General features: G+C 56.2%; 20 protein-coding genes. 11 read left to right on the top strand and 9 right to left on the bottom strand.

What is annotated here, in order from left to right; all coding sequences use genetic code 11:
* Positions 1–25: 25 nt before the first annotated feature.
* The gene (gene eboE / locus FHS27_RS02500) at positions 26–1,315 is read right to left on the bottom strand and encodes a metabolite traffic protein EboE (protein WP_184301337.1); all 1,290 of its coding nucleotides are present in this window, start codon (positions 1,313–1,315) and stop codon (positions 26–28) included.
* A 125-nt stretch (positions 1,316–1,440) separates the two neighbouring features.
* Here eboE and FHS27_RS02495 point away from each other — a divergent pair, with 125 nt between their 5' ends.
* Positions 1,441–2,724, top strand: a complete 1,284-nt coding sequence (locus FHS27_RS02495) for a competence/damage-inducible protein A (RefSeq protein WP_184301335.1) — start codon at positions 1,441–1,443, stop codon at positions 2,722–2,724.
* A 45-nt stretch (positions 2,725–2,769) separates the two neighbouring features.
* Here FHS27_RS02495 and FHS27_RS02490 read toward each other — a convergent pair whose 3' ends face one another.
* Both FHS27_RS02490 and FHS27_RS02485 read right to left on the bottom strand, forming a co-directional pair.
* Entirely contained in the window at positions 2,770–3,573 is an 804-nt protein-coding gene (locus tag FHS27_RS02490) for an RluA family pseudouridine synthase (RefSeq protein ID WP_184301333.1), read from the bottom strand.
* Positions 3,557–3,937 carry a hypothetical protein gene (locus FHS27_RS02485; RefSeq protein WP_184301331.1) on the bottom strand — a complete coding sequence of 127 codons (381 nt, stop codon included), beginning with the start codon at positions 3,935–3,937 and terminating at the stop codon, positions 3,557–3,559. The genes FHS27_RS02490 and FHS27_RS02485 overlap by 17 nt, the downstream gene beginning before the upstream one ends.
* Positions 3,938–4,099: 162 nt before the next feature.
* Here FHS27_RS02485 and FHS27_RS02480 point away from each other — a divergent pair, with 162 nt between their 5' ends.
* Complete coding sequence (locus FHS27_RS02480; protein WP_221224840.1) at positions 4,100–4,357, top strand: hypothetical protein; 258 nt, start codon at positions 4,100–4,102, stop codon at positions 4,355–4,357.
* A gap of 47 nt (positions 4,358–4,404) precedes the next feature.
* On the opposite strand, the gene FHS27_RS02475 is transcribed toward FHS27_RS02480, so the two are convergent.
* The gene (locus tag FHS27_RS02475; RefSeq protein ID WP_009096707.1) at positions 4,405–4,812 is read right to left on the bottom strand and encodes a cold shock domain-containing protein; all 408 of its coding nucleotides are present in this window, start codon (positions 4,810–4,812) and stop codon (positions 4,405–4,407) included.
* A gap of 48 nt (positions 4,813–4,860) precedes the next feature.
* Positions 4,861–5,625 carry a YqgE/AlgH family protein gene (locus FHS27_RS02470; RefSeq protein WP_184301330.1) on the bottom strand — a complete coding sequence of 255 codons (765 nt, stop codon included), beginning with the start codon at positions 5,623–5,625 and terminating at the stop codon, positions 4,861–4,863.
* Between the two features lie 264 nt (positions 5,626–5,889).
* Here FHS27_RS02470 and pdxH point away from each other — a divergent pair, with 264 nt between their 5' ends.
* Positions 5,890–6,651 (top strand): pyridoxamine 5'-phosphate oxidase, encoded by a 762-nt coding sequence (pdxH, locus tag FHS27_RS02465; RefSeq protein ID WP_184301328.1) that lies wholly within the window; start codon positions 5,890–5,892, stop codon positions 6,649–6,651.
* A gap of 157 nt (positions 6,652–6,808) precedes the next feature.
* On the opposite strand, the gene FHS27_RS02460 is transcribed toward pdxH, so the two are convergent.
* On the bottom strand, positions 6,809–7,300 hold the full coding sequence (locus FHS27_RS02460; RefSeq protein ID WP_184301326.1) for a thioredoxin family protein: 492 nt from the start codon (positions 7,298–7,300) through the stop codon (positions 6,809–6,811).
* A 491-nt stretch (positions 7,301–7,791) separates the two neighbouring features.
* Between FHS27_RS02460 and FHS27_RS02455 the strand changes: the two genes are divergently transcribed.
* From FHS27_RS02455 to FHS27_RS02430, 6 genes are all read left to right on the top strand, one after another.
* Positions 7,792–8,571 carry an HIRAN domain-containing protein gene (locus tag FHS27_RS02455; protein ID WP_184301324.1) on the top strand — a complete coding sequence of 260 codons (780 nt, stop codon included), beginning with the start codon at positions 7,792–7,794 and terminating at the stop codon, positions 8,569–8,571.
* A gap of 45 nt (positions 8,572–8,616) precedes the next feature.
* A complete protein-coding gene (locus FHS27_RS02450; protein WP_184301322.1) occupies positions 8,617–9,333 on the top strand; it encodes a TIGR04255 family protein in 717 nt (238 codons plus the stop codon).
* The gene (locus FHS27_RS02445) at positions 9,326–10,219 is read left to right on the top strand and encodes a hypothetical protein (RefSeq protein WP_184301320.1); all 894 of its coding nucleotides are present in this window, start codon (positions 9,326–9,328) and stop codon (positions 10,217–10,219) included. Before FHS27_RS02450 ends, FHS27_RS02445 begins: the two co-directional genes overlap by 8 nt.
* Positions 10,220–10,365: 146 nt before the next feature.
* The gene (locus tag FHS27_RS02440; RefSeq protein ID WP_184301318.1) at positions 10,366–10,983 is read left to right on the top strand and encodes a hypothetical protein; all 618 of its coding nucleotides are present in this window, start codon (positions 10,366–10,368) and stop codon (positions 10,981–10,983) included.
* A gap of 762 nt (positions 10,984–11,745) precedes the next feature.
* A complete protein-coding gene (locus FHS27_RS02435; RefSeq protein ID WP_184301316.1) occupies positions 11,746–11,997 on the top strand; it encodes a hypothetical protein in 252 nt (83 codons plus the stop codon).
* 82 nt (positions 11,998–12,079) lie between these two features.
* Positions 12,080–12,610: a hypothetical protein gene (locus FHS27_RS02430; protein WP_184301314.1), complete on the top strand. Its 531-nt coding sequence runs from the start codon at positions 12,080–12,082 to the stop codon at positions 12,608–12,610.
* Between the two features lie 221 nt (positions 12,611–12,831).
* Here the strand turns inward: FHS27_RS02430 and miaA are convergent, their stop codons facing one another.
* On the bottom strand, positions 12,832–14,007 hold the full coding sequence (gene miaA, locus FHS27_RS02425) for a tRNA (adenosine(37)-N6)-dimethylallyltransferase MiaA (RefSeq protein ID WP_246419029.1): 1,176 nt from the start codon (positions 14,005–14,007) through the stop codon (positions 12,832–12,834).
* Between the two features lie 296 nt (positions 14,008–14,303).
* Here miaA and FHS27_RS02420 point away from each other — a divergent pair, with 296 nt between their 5' ends.
* A complete protein-coding gene (locus FHS27_RS02420) occupies positions 14,304–14,867 on the top strand; it encodes a GNAT family N-acetyltransferase (RefSeq protein ID WP_009096719.1) in 564 nt (187 codons plus the stop codon).
* Positions 14,868–14,937: 70 nt separating this feature from the next.
* On the opposite strand, the gene FHS27_RS02415 is transcribed toward FHS27_RS02420, so the two are convergent.
* Complete coding sequence (locus tag FHS27_RS02415; RefSeq protein WP_184301312.1) at positions 14,938–15,414, bottom strand: hypothetical protein; 477 nt, start codon at positions 15,412–15,414, stop codon at positions 14,938–14,940.
* Positions 15,411–17,189, bottom strand: coding sequence for a hypothetical protein (locus tag FHS27_RS02410; protein WP_246419028.1), 1,779 nt, complete (start codon positions 17,187–17,189; stop codon positions 15,411–15,413). The genes FHS27_RS02415 and FHS27_RS02410 overlap by 4 nt, the downstream gene beginning before the upstream one ends.
* A gap of 114 nt (positions 17,190–17,303) precedes the next feature.
* Between FHS27_RS02410 and FHS27_RS02405 the strand changes: the two genes are divergently transcribed.
* On the top strand, positions 17,304–19,577 hold the full coding sequence (locus FHS27_RS02405) for an endo-1,4-beta-xylanase (protein ID WP_184301310.1): 2,274 nt from the start codon (positions 17,304–17,306) through the stop codon (positions 19,575–19,577).
* Positions 19,578–19,699: the final 122 nt, after the last annotated feature.

The following is a 19,699-nucleotide window of genomic DNA, read 5'->3' as shown; positions in this document are numbered from 1 at the left end:
CCCCTGCCAAGCGTCGGTTGCCTGTTTACGTCAGCAATCCCGCGACGTAGTCGATTTCGTAAGCGATGTCGCGAGCCATGGCTTCTTCGCGTGACATCGAGTCGTCGATAGCGAGAGGGCCGGTTCGTTGCGAGTCCGGAAGGACGGACCACGCGTACGTTTCGACTTCGAGGTGGCCGGAGAATTCGAGCACCGATCGTGTCGAGCGAGAACCCTTAGCCAGTGGGGCCGATAGCTGTTCGACCGCGTCGAGGGCTTCCGCAATTTCGTTACGCGTTGTCTTCAGCAAACCGAACTTTTCGAGGAAAACGGGGACGTGGAAATGGACGACCCATCGCTCATCCTTGATCGGCGTCGAGGCGGTCGCGTCGAGCAGTTCGGGAAGGTCTTCCGCCATTTCGAAACGGCCGTTTGCGGTGCGGCGTCCGGTCTGGTGGAGGTAACGATCTTCGGCGAAAGATCGCAGTTGTTCTAGGACAGCCGGGTGGTCGGAAGGTTCGGCTGATTTCCAATCCGCCACGATCGCGCTGCTGATCTGCACCTTCCCGAGAACGATGCCGGCATCGGCATACCGTTTGAGTGTTTCACGTTGATCTTCCATCATGACGGCCGAGTGGCAAACGTCGTGGCAGACGCCGATGTATCGTCGGTGTGTCGGGTCAGGGAGTTGTTTTTGAAACCACTCAACGACCTGTTCAGATCGTTCGAGCAGGCAACCGGGTTCGGGTTCGATCGCGACGATGATTCGTTTGCCGGTTCGGTTCTCGAGCATTCGCAGGTCTTCGGCCAACCGGCGGAAGTTGGTTCCCGCGTGGTGGAGTTCGTCTTCGGTGACGTCGCGCCAAACGGGATTTGTCTCGGTCGATTCATGTTCGTCGATCTGGCGTGGCCAACCCAGCGGCAGTGTGCTGATCGTGCCCGTGGTCATGCCCTCGGGTAGCAAATCGCCAAGGATTTTCGCCAAATCCCGTGTGTATCCGACTCGTTCGTCGTGCCACCATGCAGGTTGGTACACGGCGTGTTTGACCCGGTCGCCGTGAAAATCATCGTACGGGAATCCGTTCACGGTGTAGGCGAGGAGGCTCTTATGTCCGACCGCTTCTTCGAGCGGGGGCATGCCGTGTCGCCGTAATTCGACAGAGGCTGCGTGCGGAATCCAAAGGCCAACACCGAGCGGGCCGGATGCCTGTTCCCGTCGGCGGGCAACCTCTGCGGAGACCGTATTGAGGTTTTTGCAGATCGCGTCGACTTCGATTCCCGGATGAATGTTCGTGCAGTAACCCAGTGTCCAATCGGATCGTGAAGCAGAAGGCATGGATGAATTGGTTGGCGTAGGAATGTTTCCCGCCTCCGACCTGTTCGGCAGCGAGTCGTAAAGGGTAAGCTGCCGGGGCTGACTTGTCGCCCCGCCCGGCATTTTTCCCAACCACGTGATACCGCATGTCTCACCTCAACGCTGAAATCATCGCCATTGGTGATGAAATGATTAGTGGAGCTCGAATTGATACAAACACCGCGTGGTTGAGTCGACGGCTCGCCGAGTTGGGAGTCGATGTTCATTACCACAGCACCGTGGGGGACACGCTATCGCACAACACCGATGCGTTTCGGATCGCGGTTCGTCGGGCGGATATTGTGATTGCCACCGGTGGGCTCGGGCCGACACGTGATGACCTGACCCGCGAAGCGATCGCCGAATCGCTCGGTCGTCCCCTGCAACTCGACGAGGCGTCGCTCAAGCACATCGAATCGATGTTCTCGGTGCGGGGGCGTGATATGCCCGAACGCAACCGTTGCCAAGCGATGTTCCCGCTCGGAGCGTCACCCATTTTTAACCCGCAGGGAACCGCCCCGGGTGTCGATGCCGCGGCAACACGGGCAGACGGAACCGCATCGCGAATCTTTGCATTGCCGGGGGTGCCCGATGAAATGAAAACGATGTTCGATGCCTCGGTCGCCCCCGCGATCCTTTCGCTCAATCATGCGGGACGGCATATCCGTCACAGCGTGATGAAGTTCTTTGGCATTGGCGAAAGCGACATGGAGGAACGGCTCGGTGACATGATCGACCGGTCGCGGCAACCACGCGTCGGAATCACCGTCAGTTCGGCCACGATCTCACTACGGATCAGCGCGATGGCCGACACCGTCGCCGAGTGCGATTCAATGATCGCGTCGACGCGAAAAGAGATTCTCGACCGAGTCGGCGATCTCTATTTCGGAGACGGAGAAAAGTTCGAGCAACAGCACGCGGTCGAAGCGATGTTGAAGGAGCGTCAACAACGTTTGGTGGTCATCGAATTGGGCAACGCCGCGCCGCTGGGGGATTGGTTGGCGGCGTTGGGCGATTCGCCCGTGATTGCCGGCGGGTTGTCGCTGGCCGATAGCGGTGAGTTGGCGAGGTTCACGCGTCAGCCGATTCGTCCTACCTCGGCGGATGCCGAGGGATCTGATCAGGACACCAGGTACGAAGATTGTTTCCGCGTCGTGCGGGAGCACTTTAACGCCGATTGGGTTTTGTTGGTGGATCGCTATCCGGACTTAACCGCGGTCGACGGACGGGTCACTCCCGCAGTACCGGTGACGTTTCAGGTTTCCGGGCCGAACGGACAAATTGTTTCGCGAGAAAGCCGCCTCGGTGGGCATCCCAGTATCGTGCATCCACGGATCGCGAAAGCGGCATTGATGCTGCTTCGCAACGAACTCAAACAGTCGGCGTCGTAGAGCCGGTATAAACGCTCGGCAGCGCCCATTAATTGTTGGACGTTGCTACTTCCACCGCAGATCGCTGAGTCGCGAGCGGAGTTCGCGTGAGCGGTCGTTGTTCCATGATGGAGGCGGTGGGCACTCAAACGTCATCATCTCACGCAGCGTCGGGTGTTCGATCGTCAAGCGAAGGCTGTGCAACGCGATGCCTGATTCCCACACGGTTTGGCTGCCGTATTTCCGGTCGCCCACGATGGGCCAGCCACGTGCGGCGAGCTGCACGCGAATTTGATGTTTCCGGCCGGTCAGCGGAGCGACAGCGATCACGTTTCGGTCGTCGCCACTCGTGAGCGTTTGGTACAGCAGTGCTGCGGGTTTGGCTCCCGCTCGCGATGTACGGACCGCGCGCATCCGGTGGGCTTGGTCGTCTTTGTAGAGGAAATCATCGAGGCGACCGTCGGCGGCGAGCGGTGCCGATCGATTAGGCTCCGGACGCGCCACCGCGAGGTAGGTTTTGCGAATCAACGTCGGTTTGACGTTCTCGGAATCGATCTGATATTCGAGATTCTTCGCGTGCTGAGCAAATTGGGTGCTCAGTCTCGCGGCCGCCTTGCTGGTCCGGGCCAACACGATCACTCCCGACGTGACCGAATCGAGGCGACTGACGATCCCGACGTAGACGCCGTGGGGTTTGTTGTACTTTTCCTTGAGGTACGCGGCCGCGATCGAGTGCAGCGTGACGCGGTCTCCGTCGCCCATCGTGGCCAGTCCCGCCGGTTTGTTGACGACGAGCAAGTGGTTGTCTTCGTAAAGAACGTCCAATTGGAAGTCAACGCGATCGTCTGATCGGTTACTGACGGGGGGCATTGAGGTCGTTGCCGTTGGGGTGGGCCCCTGCATTCTGAGGTGCGAGTTCCCCAGTGTCGTCGTGAGCCTGATCGCTGATCATCCGGAATCGGCTGCTGTGGATCCATCGTTCCCACAACCGAGCCTTACGGAGTTGTGGATCATCGGCGGGAACTTCGTGGCGTTTACCGCGACGGGTGCGTAGTTTGAGGGTGCCGTCGTCGCCCACGGAATCGATGATCCAAAATTTTTCGACGGTGTAACGGTACAAGTTTCCCTTTGAGGCGGCATGGACGTTTTCCGCACGAGGCCCGGGACTCGTGCTGCTCTTTTGCTTGGTGTAGATCACCCAATCCCCAGGTTGGTAATGGTGCTTCGGTGACATGTTCTGAATCCTGATTTGTGCGACTTTCGGTTGCTTTGTTGTAGTCTTGTCGAGGGGATTCCGCTACCGACCTAATTTGTCGCAGCGTGTTGTCGGGATTAGACTAGACTATCTTTCCCGTCTCCCTGATGTCTTTTACCTCTGCCGAATCACCAACTCCCCATGATCTATTTCATCTGCTGGGCCGTTTTCTTAGTAGGGATAATTCTCTCCGTGATTATCGCCCATGTAATGGAAAATCGTGGCAACAAACCCGCCGCGGCTCCGATCGCGGATGATGGTGTGGCGTTTGATGAAGAAATGCCAGTCGATGAAGACGGCGGCGTCATTGAAGACCCGCAGGCCTTCGAAGAGGTCGTTGAATTTGAGGCCGGTGAACCCGCCGACGACTTCGCGGCATTTGAAGAAGAATTCAAATAGCCCACCCGGTTGATGGTGCCGCTGGCATTGGTGCCTACCTAGGTTGGCTACTTATCGTCGCGCCAGGTAGGTCGTTTGCGGCGTGCGCGCGGATGGTGAAACACTAGCTCGTACGGCGAATCGCTCGCTTTTAACTTCCGGCCCGCTGGCCGATGCGTCGGGCGAACGATCTTGGCTCGCAGTTTCTGCGTCTCTTCGTAATGGTCGTCGTCGAGTTCGAACTCGACATACATCTCCACCTGAGGGACGATCCGCGGATCGGATTCCCACGCCATTTTGTGGAAAAAGACGTCTTCGCGGAAGTCTTCGGCGCGAATGAAACCGAATTCGTTATCGTCTCGGATGTATTTGATCTCGCCCAACCGTTTCTTTTGGATTCGAAACGGTTTCTTCTGTTCGTCGTCATCGTCACGACGCAGTTTCGACGAAAAACCAGAGAGCGGACGATCGGACACGAGCGACTTTGCGAAAAGGAGGGCGGATGCGGGCAGGGCGCCCTGATCTTAGTTCAGTTGGTGCGCATCGGCAACGTGTTCGACGCCTAACCAACGTGACACGCTGCTGGACGTGGCCGAACGGATCAGTTTGGGCCATAGCCACTCGTCCGCGGTCGACAGGATTTCGGACGTGGCGGGAATCCGGTGCCAAACGCCGGCGGCGATCTCCTCGCTCAATTGTTCCTGAGTCCAGCCGAGGTGTCCGACAATCAGGCGATAAGGGACCGGTTGTCCGGCCTTCAGTAACGCTTCGAGATGGTCGCGGTGGGCGGCGACGAAGATGCCTTCGCCCGCCTCAGCTTCCCCGAGTTCGGGGGCACCGTGGACGGCGACGATCGGGCCCGACAACGGTCCACCGAAATGCAACGCTTTCCCGTTCAGCAGTTTGCCGGCTTCGCTATCGCCTGCTGGTCCGATCAGTGCAACGTGTGGTTGCCCCGGTTGTTCATTCTCGTCGACCGTTTCGTCCGCTGAGCCGATTTCGACATTCACCGCTTCGACCGATGCTTGGTCGGCTTTGGGTTGGTCGAAAACCTCCGCCAATCGATGTGCCCCGGTTGAGGAGGCCGGTGGGTTGGACGTTTCGGACGCGTCGCCCGCCGCGCTATCGAGGGTGGGTGCGGGGACGGGGAGGTGCAGTGGACGATTTAGCATCAACCCGATCGCTGTTTGATCATCTTCATAGACGAGCAGACATACGCCACGATTCAAGATTGTGCCATCGACATCAGTGGACGCCACCAAGAGATCGCCCACTTGAGAATTTCGCATTACAAGTTTCCAGATTGAGACGCGGCTGACGAAGAAAATCGTTCGGATGAGACCCGCAGAAACACTCGGATGGGTACCCGGTTGCTCTCTTTGCTCGTGTCGAAAGCCAAGGTGTCGATATGACGCAGGGCTTCCTGCCGTATGCCACCTTGGCAGACACACGCGAACTACGTCCTATATATGGCAAGCGGCGCGCCAAACCCGCCGTATTTCGGCCCGAAAGGGGCTCCCCACGAAAATGCAGAGCAGAGAAGCGCAATAGCAATGAATGCAAAACCAGGAGACAACACCCCCGCCGGTCGGAACGCCCCCGTTGGTCGGATCGACCAAATGCGAAAGTCCTACACGCTCGGTGGCCTCTTAGAAAATGACGTTGATGCGGACCCAATGGTTCAGTTTCATCATTGGTTTAATGAAGCCGCAGGACACGAGGCGGACCAAGACGACGCGGTGGAGGACGATGACGCGTCGAAGTCAGGGATTCCGCCTTGGTTCGAACCCAACGCGATGACGCTTTCGACATCGACTCCCGAGGGGCGGGTGTCCAGCCGCGTTGTTTTGCTCAAAGGAGTCGAGCAGGCTCAGTTCGTTTTCTTTACCAATTACGACTCGGTGAAGAGCCAACAGATTACGGCTAACCCGATGGTGAGTTTGTGTTTCTTTTGGCCTCACTTGCAACGTCAGGTCATGATCGCCGGTCGCGCCGAACGCATCTCTCGCGATCGTTCGGAAAAGTATTTCCATTCGCGACCTCGCGAGAGTCAACTCGGGGCACACGCGAGTACGCAGTCCGCGGTGATCGAGTCACGCGCGGTGTTGGAAAATCGAATCAAGGAATTGGCTGATCGCTATCCCGGCGACACCGTCATTCCCCTGCCCGACAACTGGGGCGGGCTCGCCGTCGAGCCGACCGAGATGGAATTTTGGCAAGGACGCGACAGTCGCTTGCACGACCGAATCGTGTATCGCCGCGAACTCGATCAACCGCCAGGGACGCCGTGGAAGATCGTCCGTTTGTCCCCTTAATGCATCATCAATTGAAAGCTACTCGATACCCAACGAGATTGCTCAGCGAAGTCCCGCTGTATAAAGCTCTCTCACTTCACTCGCTGTCAGTGGTTCCAGCCTTTGGATACCCCACAAATCATTTCCCCACTACGCCCCTGTCAAATCGCCACTTCGACTAATTCGACGAGCCAAGCAACTCGAGGAACTGGATTTTACTGATTCCTCCCACTCGCCAATCCAAGGCCTTCCCATGTGAGTCGCAAACGATTGTGACTGGCGAACCTTGAACGTTGTAAGCAGCCATGACTTCTGCGTTTTCGGGATCGCCCACATCAATCGCCACCGGGACGAACTCCGCATTGACCAACTCCATCACCTGCGGATCGGCCCAAACTTGCCGCTTCATGACGCGGCAGGGAACACACCACGTCGCAGTGAAATAGAGAATGATCGGCTTGTCGGACATGGCCGCTTGCCGCTTGGCCAAAGCGTAGTCTTCCGCCCACGCGATCTCGTTCGCGGGAACGTAGAAGCTATGCCAGGCGTAGCCGAGCGACACGGCAAGAAACGTCAGCCAGAAGCATCGCCAGAAATGGAACAGGGGCTTTCGCTTCGGGCTTGGATCCACCGTCCCGGCGGCTGGAAGCTCGCATTCAGTGTTGTTCATGATTGATCCTCAATTGACGGTCGGGTGAGTCCTCTACCTGACACCCGCCATTTCTCTCTGCTGCCCGACAACGATTTTTAGAAAAACGTCTCTATCGCACTGCTGATTTAGATTCTTGCAGGGTTCATCGATTCGGACTGAGAGTCGTGGACGAATCGGAAGAAGGCGACGAGACTTGGAGCCCCGCTATTCCGTATCGGCTGCCGCGAACTCGCTACACCGAAGCCGGTCACAGGAGCGATGAAACTCGGAGATCCCGGGCCCCGAACGCAAATCACTAGATTTTCAAGCCCGCCGAACGTGATTTCGATTCCCGTCGTGAACGATATGATATAAGGTCTTCAGAGGGAGGGAGCTTTTTGGCAAATTGACTGACTGAGGAATATTCGGCCCTTTGCCGAATTTCTGAATGCGCTGTTGGGGCAACCGTGGTTCACTGAGTTTTCCTGTGTTTGATACAATCCTCCATTTCGTCATTTAGGATTGAACCCATGTCAACAACTTACGTTCGGCTTCCCGTTCTATTTGTGGCATGGCGCGAGCCGGACTCTCGCATTTTCCGAGTCGTCGGTCGATTGGTGGCGATTCCTGCTGAACAGGCGAATCGCTTTCAGTTCGAGTTCTCGTACACGGCGGGCGCACGAATTGCTTCAAAGGCTGGATTTCAGGGCTTGCCAGAAATTGGGGGTGGGGATGATTTTGACAGCGTGGTGCGGAATGAAAAGCTTCCGCTCTTTTTTACGGAAGAGCAGGGTTCTGGTGATGCATTCGCAGTGCTTGACCAATTTGCAACTGGTGTAATTCAACCAAAGGATGACTCGTACGAGGTATTTTCCGCGCCCTATGAGCAAGGCCCCAATGCAGAGGGCGACAGTTGTTACTTACTTAACTTTTTCATTCATGGGCTTCGATACCTTGATGTCGACCAGGCAAAAAGATCAAGCGAACTCTCCAAGGGAGAAACGCTCGTCGTCTCGCACGATCCTGTTCCGGAGGACCCGGATGCGTTGGCGATCCGCACCAATGACAAAGTCAGGGTGGGGTATCTGCCGCGTTATTTAGCTCCGGATACTCGGTTGATCGAGAATGACCCCAGCGCACTCCAAATTAGAGTTTTGGAAAACCGAGGAAAACTCTGTCCTCCCAACAGGCGTGTCAAGTGCCAACTCCGTGCCTGTTGGCCAAGTGGCTTTCGCCCCTTTGACTTGCCAACTTTCCAGCCGATTGGTGATGCCACTCGGTTGTTTAGTCACAACTCGGTAATGAGCTAGTTGTCGGATTGTCACGAATCCACGGGATTGCGTACAATTTGCGTTATGGGCAACAACATCCACTACGTAGCGCCGCCGATTCGTGAAGCCATTCTGAATTTCCGTTGCCCGAGCGATGGAGTTGACTTTGAATATCTAGATTCTGGGCTCGAAACACTCGCCAATCAGTTCGCTGTCGAGTTTCCAGTCCGTCGCAACCACGATCAGCTATCTTCGATCGACTCAAGACGCGGAAACTCGATTGTATTGGCGCAAAATCCTGAACGGTTTGTCTGGCAAATTCGTCGCGATGGTATGCTACTGAGTCGCTTGCCTATTTACGATTCCTGGGGCGAGGTGGAAGAGTTAGGCCGGCGGTTATGGGCTGCCTACAGAAGTGCAACAAGTCAACCCACGGTTTCCGAGCTCGTTGTGCGTGCGATCAATGAGCTGCATTTGCCAGCGGGGCAAGTCAATCTTCAAGACTTCGTTCGCACCTATCCTCATGTCAGTGATTCGATCGACGAGCCCATCAATCGGTTCGCAATGAACGTGGGATTTCCGATCGCCCAGCCAATTGGCCAGGCGAGCTTAACTGTCGCACCTGGAGCCTCGCATTCGTTAGGTAGTATGGCTCTATTGCTTGACATCACCGTCAGTTGTCGTGACGTGGAGGCGATCGAAGCAGATTGTTGGGGCGTCGCGAAACAACTGCGAGCACACCGCAATCGTCTCTTTGAAGCGTCGATCACGGATAAAATGCGAGAGACATTCCATGATTGACGCAGCGTACGTTGTTCAAGAACAAGAGTGTTTGAAGATCGACTTGTATGATCGGCAGCGGGGATTCGGTAACGAATTTCAACAGCTTTCGGACATCGCGGATCAGCTCGCCATTGCGCCACGGTTTGGCCCTACTGCAACGCCAAAGGGAAGCAAGATCGCACGGGATGCAGGGCATAGCCCGAAGGACAGGCTAAAGGGATTTCAAGAGTGGCTGGTTGAGTCACCGGATGCCGCCGCACTGTTCGTAGCAGATCAATTACGCCAGCACCGCAATATGGATGTTGATTGGCTTGAGGCGATGGTGCGAGCTGCCGAAGCGGTCGTGTTCCCTTCGGAGTGTCTAAGTTCAGTAGCTCAGTCACTTTTGGGAGCAGCGGAAACGTTTCGTCATCGCGATGAGTTTGGAAGTGCTGAGATATGCTGGTGTGCCCTTCATCGCGCCGGCTCGCTGCTGCCAACCGACCAGATTGACTTACTCCGACCATTCCTACAGAACGACGCGCACGTCGATACCCGTCTCGTTGCGCTTCAAGCGGTTTCCAGCATTGTTGACGTAGCTCCTCTGTCTGACAATGCGGAGGCCGCCGAGCTAATTTCTCGGATTGAATCTCTAGGCAAGAAAGTACTGGAAGCGGATGTGTTCTCTGCTGGCGAGCTTTCTGCGATCGGGATCGAATGCACAATGAACCTAGCAGGTCTTTCGCCTGATTGCCCCAATGCGTTGGTAGACAGAGTCCTTGCGTTGGATCGAGAATGGCTTACTAACATCGTTATTCAGCGCTACGAGGAACTCATTGCGAGTTGGCGGAATGTTGGTGTGACTTTGCGTCAAGTCGCTGTTTTGGAAAACGATCTTTCGCGTTTGCGCGATAACGTTCAGTAAAGAGCTGGGGCTGGTTAATGAATGGGGTAAGCGATGAGGCTTTCGTTATCGCTAAGCGACTTGGCCGAGAGGCTACAGCGTGTAGCCGATACTCGATCGTTGGGACTTACGCCGATGACTCATCCACCTTCGTCAAGCATGCGTCGTTGCTGAAGAATCCAGCTTCAGTCGTAGCGGGAAGTGCCGTTGGAGTTTGGCATACGGGACCGCCGATTGTTAGCGGTCCAATCTCGCAATCGGAATTTGGAGAGGCGACCAGTGAAGCTCATGTTGTCGGCGAATTTCCGCTTCGTCCGAGCCAGTGTGACGCGATTTCCAACTTCTTAGCGGGGATTGACAAGTATCATCGGACGATGACTGTGCAACCGCTACAGCAGTATGTGATTTTCCCGCATCACAAATGGGTTGTTTCTAAAGAAACGAACCGTCGAATTCGACGGAAATTCAGTTGTGCGGGCTTCGTTATCGAAGCGTACGCTGCTGCGGGGATATTGTTGGTCGACGTCAACAGATTGCCACTTGCTGGAGTCGACCATGTCGAATTCGCTTATCCGGACTTCAGACGCCTCGAGGAACTCAGTGAAGCGGTGCAAAAACGGATCGGATTTCCCGGCTTGGAGGAATTTGGAATCGTGGGTGATGGTCCTTGGCCGATCGCATTGCCGGGCTATCTTTTCTACGCATGCGATCGTGGTCAAACAACTCAGGAGTTTACGACGTTTGTTGTCTCTACGGTGGACATGGCCTCATTTCCAAAGACCTAATCGTCGAGATTGTTCTAGCAACTCCATACTTCGGAAAAGAAAAAAGTTCCAGGACTCAATATTGACGCTGAGAAGTGCATCCGGTCACCGATCCATGCGCGACGCAACCGTATGCGGACTGGCTTTCGGACCTTTTTACTTATCGTTTCGTCGGCCGACGCCGGAGTGGGGAGGTTAGCGCAAGGGATTGGGGCTTGTGGCACACTGGTCAGTGGCGTGATCTTGACGTTCAGGTTCAGAAATTGCAGGTGTTGATCGCGGTGATTGTGAAGAGGTCGATGCCGTCGTTGTTTCTGCTTGTTGGCATTGGCTGGGGGGAAGGTCTGAGTTGTTGGGGCTTCTTGGTTTACATTTCGGCGGTGGGTGACATGTCCTCTTTGCGTTGGGTGTGTTTCTTGCCTGGCGTTTCTGGTCTGAAAGGCTGGAAGCCTATCTCACTTTGTTGATGACGAAATGCCATGCGAACGGTTGCTGTTTTCTTCTTGGTGTTGATACCTGGCGCGTTGGTGGGTTTGCTGCCGCAGGCCGCAGTTTGTGGCGAGCCGATTCGGTAGTCGGTTGATCTCGATCAGGGGCGTCCGATTTTGCAGACTCTCTACGACGCTAACAAGCAAGTGCATTTTTCGCCCGGTTTGGTTTGATCACCCGGCTTACGCGGAAAGGTGCATTGCCGCGGGGGGGCCGTTCTTTCGCTTTCCCGGCGGCACGGGGGCAAACTTCTATAACCCTTTCACTGGTTTCTTTGACGACGTTCAACGCAACTTGATCGGCTATCTGTACACCGATGTGCCTAGCTGGGTGATGGGGCGTGCGGAACAGATGGAACGGAACGATACAACGATGATCTATCCCTGGATCAATGCGATCTTGCCACTGGGAGAATCATCCCCGGGAAAACAGCGATGGCTTCAACACTTGAAAACGCGTTATCCCAACGCGGAAGCTGCCGCGAAAGTTTGGGGCATGCCGGTGAGCCCGACGTATGGAATCTCATGGAAAGAGCTGGCGCGGTAGATGGACTGGAGCCACTCCACGGACGCGGAAGCCGCCAAGAAGGATATGCTGACGTTCATGCGGATCCTCGCCGAATAATGGTATGGACGTTCACGAACGTCTCATTCGAAAACATGACCCGAACCACCTGATCCTTGGCGACAAGAACATGGTGATGTGGCACTACGATTTCATGCTGCCTGCAGTGAAAAAGCATGTCGACGTGGTCTGCGTGCAAGCGTACGGACCAAGGGAGAAGGACAGAAAACTGTGCGACATGATCTATGAAGCGACCGGAAAACCGATCTTCAATGGTGACGGCTGTTTTGGCTTGGCAGGCCCCAATCAGCATGAGTGGGGCGTGAAGGGGTTCCGGACTGGTGCCAATTCGATCGAAGAGGTCGCGGCCAAGTATGAAGAGATGCTGCGTGGCATGATGGCAACGCCCTGTTATCTCGGTTGGCACCATTGCGGTTACATCGAACAATGGGACGATTCCGAACGAGGGGACGCACCCCGCAACGAGAATGGTTTTCTCGATCCGTTCGAAAGTTACCGCACCACGTGGACCAATGTACTCAAAACCATCAATCCGAAAGCTGCGGAGTTGCACGCCGCCGCGGCCGTTGATTAACGTTGGTCCCGTAGCGGAGACTCAGGCGAACTAACGCAGATCGCGTTTGTTGAGCGAACCCACCGCAAACGGTCGCACCGTATCCTGCGTCAGGAGCGTTCTTTGAAGGTGCCGCCAATGTTGCCAGACTTCGTGGGACTGAAGTCTGGCAAGCCCGTTTCCTGGGAAGGGGCACGCCATCCATTGAGTTGCAAGGCAATTGCCCGCGCTCGTTGCGGCGATTACTGCGGGTGTGGTTCGGTCCAAATCGGATGTTGCGATATTGCGTCGGTCATTTCTTCGACGAGCAACTCGATCGGACGTTCGGGTGCTAGATCGTTTGCTTGTTTGCTCGCTCGTTTGTTTCTTGGGGCGCTTGCCGAGACGTTGGCGTCCTCGGGTCCGGTGACGTGCGTGCTGATCGCTCGCATTTCGCTGAAGGAACGGAACCAGGTTTCTTGACGGCGGGCGAGACGCCGGGTGTGAAAGAGGACCTGTTCGGCGACGTTCGACCAATCGGGTGTATCGAGCGTTCCCGTGTCGGCGGTGTCCGCGGTCGCGGATTGCCAATCGGTGAACTCAGGACTTTCGAGTACCTCGCGATAGCCGACTGCGGTTCGAGCGGTCTTGGACATTTCCGGATAGGCGTGTTTCAAGTCGCGAATCTCATTGACCAGTCCGGCATCGAACATTCGCTCAACGCGTGATTCGATTCTCCGGTGCAGCACCGGGCGCGGCGTCTTTAACGTGAACACCAATCCTTCTTCGGGCGGTCGTTCGGATTCAAATTGTTTTTGCCGATGGCTGATGGGGATTCCGACTTGCCTTGCAAATTCGAGTGCGCGGATCATTCGCCGAACATCGCTCGAGTCGATCCGCGCAGCGGACAGGGGATCGACTTGTTGAAGACGTTCTCGCAGGGCGTCGATGCCGTAGCGTTGTACGTCCTGCATCACCGATCGCCGAAACGATTCATCCGCGGGCGGGCCAGGATCGAAGCCTCGCAGAATCGCTTTGAGGTACATCGGTGTCCCGCCGACAAACATCGGCCGGTTGCCCCGTGCCCAAATATCTTTGACGCAGCGATGGGCGGCGGTCAGGTATTCCGCGACGCTGTAGTCATGATCGGGGTCGACGACATCGATCAAATGATGGATGACACGTTGTTGTTCTTCGCGAGAGGGTTTTGCCGTTCCAATGTCCATCTGGCGATAGACGGCGATCGAATCGAGCGAGATGATCTCGATCGCCTTTGCCGAGCCGTTGGGCGTAACCGATAAATTCGCCAATGCTTCGGCAACTCGCAAAGCCAATTGAGTCTTTCCCGAGGCGGTCGGTCCGGTTAGAACGATGACTTGATCAAGAAGTGCCGGGAAGCAATCCAAGGGGGCACGGTCAGGCGAGGGCTCGGGTGTCATAGAAGCAGAAAGAAAGTCCAAACGGGTGTCGCTGATGTGGTAGAATGAAGTGTCGTGGAGTGTCAGGATTCATGAAAGGGTGTTGACGCGATTCACGACAGAATTTGGCTGCATCCGTTTTGCCCGAACCGAATTGCCCGTTTGGTTCTGTTGCCGTCATCCGATTTTGCCTTGTGCGCCCGGTACCTGTGCACGATCGGTAACCGCCAACCCACCCTGTTGCGCCTGGCCGAACCCCTCCTGTCTCCCGCGTGTCGTAGACCACTCAATCCCGTTCTTTTCAGGAACCGACTTCAATGGGCATGACCTATTTTCGCCGTTACCGAATGGAACTGAACCTTCGTGGCTTTCGTGCTCAATGGGATCACGAATCGCTCGCTTCGGCGGGCTACGAACTGGTCGGCTACGATGAGGGGCTCGTTCGCGAGCACGCTCAAGCCAAATATCATAGTTTCTGTCGCGAGATCGATGCGGACGTTTTTCCGTGTCTCGGACGTCGCGACGGCTGTTTGCGGTTGATGCGAGAGATCACCTCTCGTGGTTCGTTCGTTCCCGGTTCGACTTGGTTGCTCCGCTATCGAGATCGACCTGGTGGTCGTGGTATGCCCGTCGGCACGGTCCAAGGACTCGAGCAGGATGATTGGGGGGCGATCCAGAACCTCGGCGTGACACCCGAACATCGCGGACGCGGGTTGGGCCGGTTGTTGCTCAACCGTGCCGCCGCAGGATTCCAGGCCGCCGGTCTGGACAAGATGCACCTGGAGGTGACAACCGCGAATACCGGAGCGATCCGGTTATACGAACAGATCGGTTTCCGCCGCGCGAAGGTCGTTTACAAAGCCTGCGAAATCGTTGGTTGATCCGTTTTTGCGGGCGTGAGTTTGCTCTACCGCCGATTCGTGTCCCGTACGGCGGGGCCGCTCTGACTCGCTAGTCGTTGTGTGTGTCGCCGAAGATCAACCGGCGGACGAGGTACAGCGATTCTTTCTGACCGCCACGCAAACGTTTTTTCTTTTCCGCACGCTCCACCGCTTGGTCGAATCCGACCGGTGATAGGAACAATTCGGCCGTTTGGCTGAGGTTCGCCAGTCGAGCCACGTGATCGAGGGCCACGCGGTGCGGTAATCCGATACGGTGGGCGCGGCAAAGTTCCAGCGTCAGGTCGTCGGAAATCGGGATCGCCGGGACGCGGAGTTGAAGCGTCAGCCAGTAGATTGCCGCGATAATCAACGCAACGAGCAGGAGGCCTGCAACAGCCCACCAGGGGAATCCGCGGGCGGCCGTGAGTTCGCGAAACTCCGGCGCGAGTTCGCTCGACCGAGTTTCGGCGAGAAATACCACGCCGGTCGTCCATGCGTCGCAGAGGTTTGCGTGAATCAGATTGAGTGTTCCAGAGTTCCCGTTCATACTGCGATCCCCCGACGATTCAGTGATTTTTTGGCCGCGTCTCTTAGCGATCCGAGTGGTGAAGTTGCGAGTTCTTTGAGCAGTCCCGCCGATTCGTCACACTGCGCCGTTGCCAATGCTTCGGCGGCAGCAAGTCGTGCCTGTTGGTGATCGCTGTGAACGATCATGGTGAACGGTTCGATCATCAGTTCGACGAGGCCTAGCGTTTGAGCGAACTCGATCGCCTCGATACGACGACTCATGACCGCGTGTCGCAAACCATCGCGAACGACGTCGAGCGTGGCGGGATCGATTCGCAGCAACATTCGACCGATCCTCATACGCTCTTCCGTGGTGAGGGTTGGGAACAATGGCAACATGTTGTTGATGTTGAGTTCACGCAGCAATCGTAAAGCAGGTTTCGAGAACCGAGAGGACCCCTCTTCTGCCCAACGCACGACACGCATGCAAACTTCCGCGGCGCGATCCTCAAACGATTCGCTGATTGAAAATCCGTTCGACGATTCTCCGTCGTTTTCGGTCGTCTTTGCCGATGCAGGTTGATCGGTGGCTTCCGGAAGACTTAGCCCGGGGGTGGCTTCCGTGTCGTTGTCTTGATTCAGTATTGAATCGATCCGGTCGCTGCGAATGGCTTGCAACCAATAGTCCAAACTCGGTACATCACATCGTCCCAAACAGATCGCGACGGCATCGCAGGCCTTCTCACTCGTGCTGGTCCGTGTGCGGTGTCGTTCGAGGATTTCCATGAGCACGGCGATCGTTTCAGGGTCATGCCGCATCGCCATGGTGTATGCGTGAGCGATCGCTGAATCACGGTCGATGCCGAGCGTACGCAGCAGCGAAACGCCACCACGCAGGCAGTCGGGTAATCCGTATTCTTTCAGGTTCGCGAGCGTCACCGCCGTGGGTTCGGGGGTGATGACCTGCAGGAGTGTTTCGCAGTACATCGCGTCACAACGCTGCAGCATCAGCCCCAAAAGGCATTCGGGGATTGAGCGTCGACGAATGAAACCGGCGAGCAATTCCATGACCGCTTGTTGCCGACTGCTGCGAAGACGTCGCAGGATTAGCGTTCGACAGGCGTTGTCGCTATCGAGGGCGCTTCGCAGCGAAGGGTCGTTCCAGGTGCTCAGCACCAGGAACGCGTCGAGCAGTTGTTCGCTGCGGTGTCGTTGGAAATTTTTGGCGCAATCGAATAGCTGCGTCGTCAGGGCGAGTCGCAGGCGTTCGATGTTGGGGTCAGGGCGTTGACCGGCGTAGTGGCGACGGGCTTGTTTGCCCCATGCACTCGAGATGGCGATGACAGTGTCGACGCATTGTTGACGCACCATGTGCGAAGAGTGGTTGCACGCCGCGTCGATCATCAGCGGCAGTGCCTCGCGGATGGAAAACGCCAGCACCATCTGCGTCAAAGTGCTGGTGCGTTCGGTGTCGAAATCGGAATCATCGCGTTGGTCGCTCGACAATTCCGTTTCAAGGCATGCGACCACCGTTTCGGAGAGTCCGTCTCGATGGCCGACGGTCGCCTTTACGATCTCATCGCGATAAGCTTGCCAGCTGTCGATGACTAATTGGTGAGATCGGGCACACGATCGAATTGCCAATGTGCGGAAACAATGCTGCCTCGTGGAGGCGTCGCCGGTGGTGAGTCCGCTCTTTAAAACATCAACCGTCTCTGGTTGTTTCGATTCGGCTAGAATGCGGTAGGTGGTTTCGAGCGACATGGTCTTGATGGGTACCACGAATTGAATCTGAAAGGCAGTTTCGACAGTCAAACTTAGGTTCCCTTTTGCACACCACCATCCACCTGATTGGGGAATCCTGACTGCTCGAGCTACCTGCATCGGCATCGTCGATGTGACCCGTACAATCCGAACACAATGCTTCTCATGCCTGCTCATAACCACATTCGTTTTGTTGTTCTGGTGTGTTTGTTTGTGACCTGCGGTCAATCGGAGGCGGAACAAACTCCTGTCGTGACGCTGCACGCGGAGGAAAGCCAAGCGACCGAGGCGGATGGGTTTTCGTTTGACGCGGTTGTTGCCGTTGTTCGCACGGGTGACGCCGCCGAAACGCTGGACGTCAAATTGTCGATTTCGGGGACCGCAGAAAACGGTCGTGACTACCGATCGGTTTCACCGGAGATTCAATTTGCCAAAGGTGAAAGGATTCGTCGAGTGAGGATTCAGCCGCTCGATGACGGAGAATCCGAAGGCCCCGAAACGGTGGTTCTGAGCCTCATGCCGAGTGAGGAAGAATCCGACCTGCGTTCCGATGCTGCAGGAAATGAAGGCAAGGACTGGTATCACGTTGGGCCGCCGAGTCAGCGGTCGGTGACGGTTACGATCTCCGGCGAGATATCACCAGAAGATCGTGACTCCGCGTTGGTGTTCCAACAGGATTCCGATCCGCCGGTTTGGGTCGGCGAAGATGACTCGCACGACCGATTCGAGGTCTCGGACGCTGAGCTTCCGTTGAAAATGGTTGATGCAGTCTCGGTGAACCATGCCGGCAACCCGTGGGAGGTGGCGTTGCGATGGCCGCTATTGCACGGCGTTCGCAAGGGCGACGAGGTCCTCGTGCAGCTGTTCGCACGCCGTACGCCGGAGTCGAAACGCGATGTCGATGGCAAGTTCACGGTCCGGATTCAGCACGACGAACCTCCCTATGACGGGACGGAGCAAACGTTTGTCGTCGGATCTCAGTGGCGTCCCTATTTGATGAGAGCAACCGTGACGGAGGAACTCCCGGGCGGTCAGTCGTCATTGGATATCCGTGTCGGATATGGGAAGCAGAAGCTTGAGATCGGTGGACTACGTTTATGGAATTTCGGCAGCACGCCGCCGCCCAACCTTCCCCATCCGGTTTGGACGTATGAAGGACGCGAAGCCGATGCGGCGTGGCGTGCGGGATTGGACGAGCGGATCGACCGTGTTCGCAGCGAACGTGTGCGTTTGGAATTCGATCACGACGCCCGCGACCCCGTGGCGTATCGCTATCGGCAGACGGATGCGGAATACGAGATCGGAACGGCGGTGAATTTTCGATGGGTGGCACCCGCATCGGGTGAGTCTTCATCGACCGCAGACGCCCAGCGGTATCAAGCGTTCGTCAAAAAGTATTTCGACCGGATCACTGACGAAAACTCGCAGCAATGGGTGTCGTGGGAGCAGAACCCTCAGCGTGCGATCGAGACCGCGGCGTGGGCAATCGACAATGGTCTCAAAATAAGGGGACACAGCGTGTTGTGGGGTGATCCGGTCGAATGGCCGTCGCCGCCGGACCTGTGGGAAGACTATCAGAAGAATTTTAAGAAACCTAACGGTGGTGTGCGTGTCGCCATGTTGGAAATGCGTCGCCGCATCGCCGCCCACATTCGTCAAAACACACTTGTCGCATTGTCGGGGAACATCGACGGGACACAGGAGCCGATTATTGCGCAGTGGGATGTTTTAAACCATCCGATTTTGCATGATCGAATGTGGGAAATCACCGGTTGGGAATTTTTGCGTGCCGCGATCCGCGAAGCCCGTCTTCTCGCCAATCCTAAAACGGAGTTCTTTGTCAACGAGGATCAAGTCCTGAGTCTGCCGAGTCACCCCAACGCGGAGCCGCTGTTTCAATTGATTCGATCGTTTCTCGACGTGGGGGTTCCGATCGACGGGATCGGATTCCAGTGCCATTTCAAGAGTGACCGACTGCCCTCGATCGAAAGTATTCAGGCGACGCTCGAACGATTTGCTGGATTCGGATTGCAATTGCACGTCACGGAATTTGACATCGATGACGTTTTTATCGATGCACAAACGCAAGCCGATTTTACACGTGACTTTCTCGATCTACTCGCTGCGGAACCTGCCGTCACCGCCACAACGATCTGGGGTTTTTGGGAGGGGGAGCATTGGCGGAACGAGGAAGGTGCCGCGATGTACGACCGGGCGTGGAACCTTCGTCCGAACGGTCAGGCGTTCATCGATCATGTGGATCGCCGATGGCATTCGATCACGTTTGATGAATCAGATTCGGTTGCGGAAATAAGCGTTGCGAATGTGATGCTGCGACGGGGGACATATGAGATTAACTCGCTCGACGCCGCGGGCCGTGCTGGAAAGGTTTGGCGGGTTACTGTTTCGCCGAGCGAAACCGAATTCGAGCTGCGGTAGTAGAAGTGCGTTTTCCCGCCTTTCGTGTTGGTGAATTGACGCCAGCGGTCGCGGTGTCGGCGATCTCAATCGATGCCTCCCTGGTGAGTGTCGTCGTTTCGCTGATTTTCGAGAGCTTTTTT

Source organism: Aporhodopirellula rubra (assembly GCF_014192335.1).
GTDB classification, from domain to species: domain Bacteria; phylum Planctomycetota; class Planctomycetia; order Pirellulales; family Pirellulaceae; genus Rhodopirellula; species Rhodopirellula rubra.
This window is presented reverse-complemented; position numbering and strand designations above follow the sequence as displayed.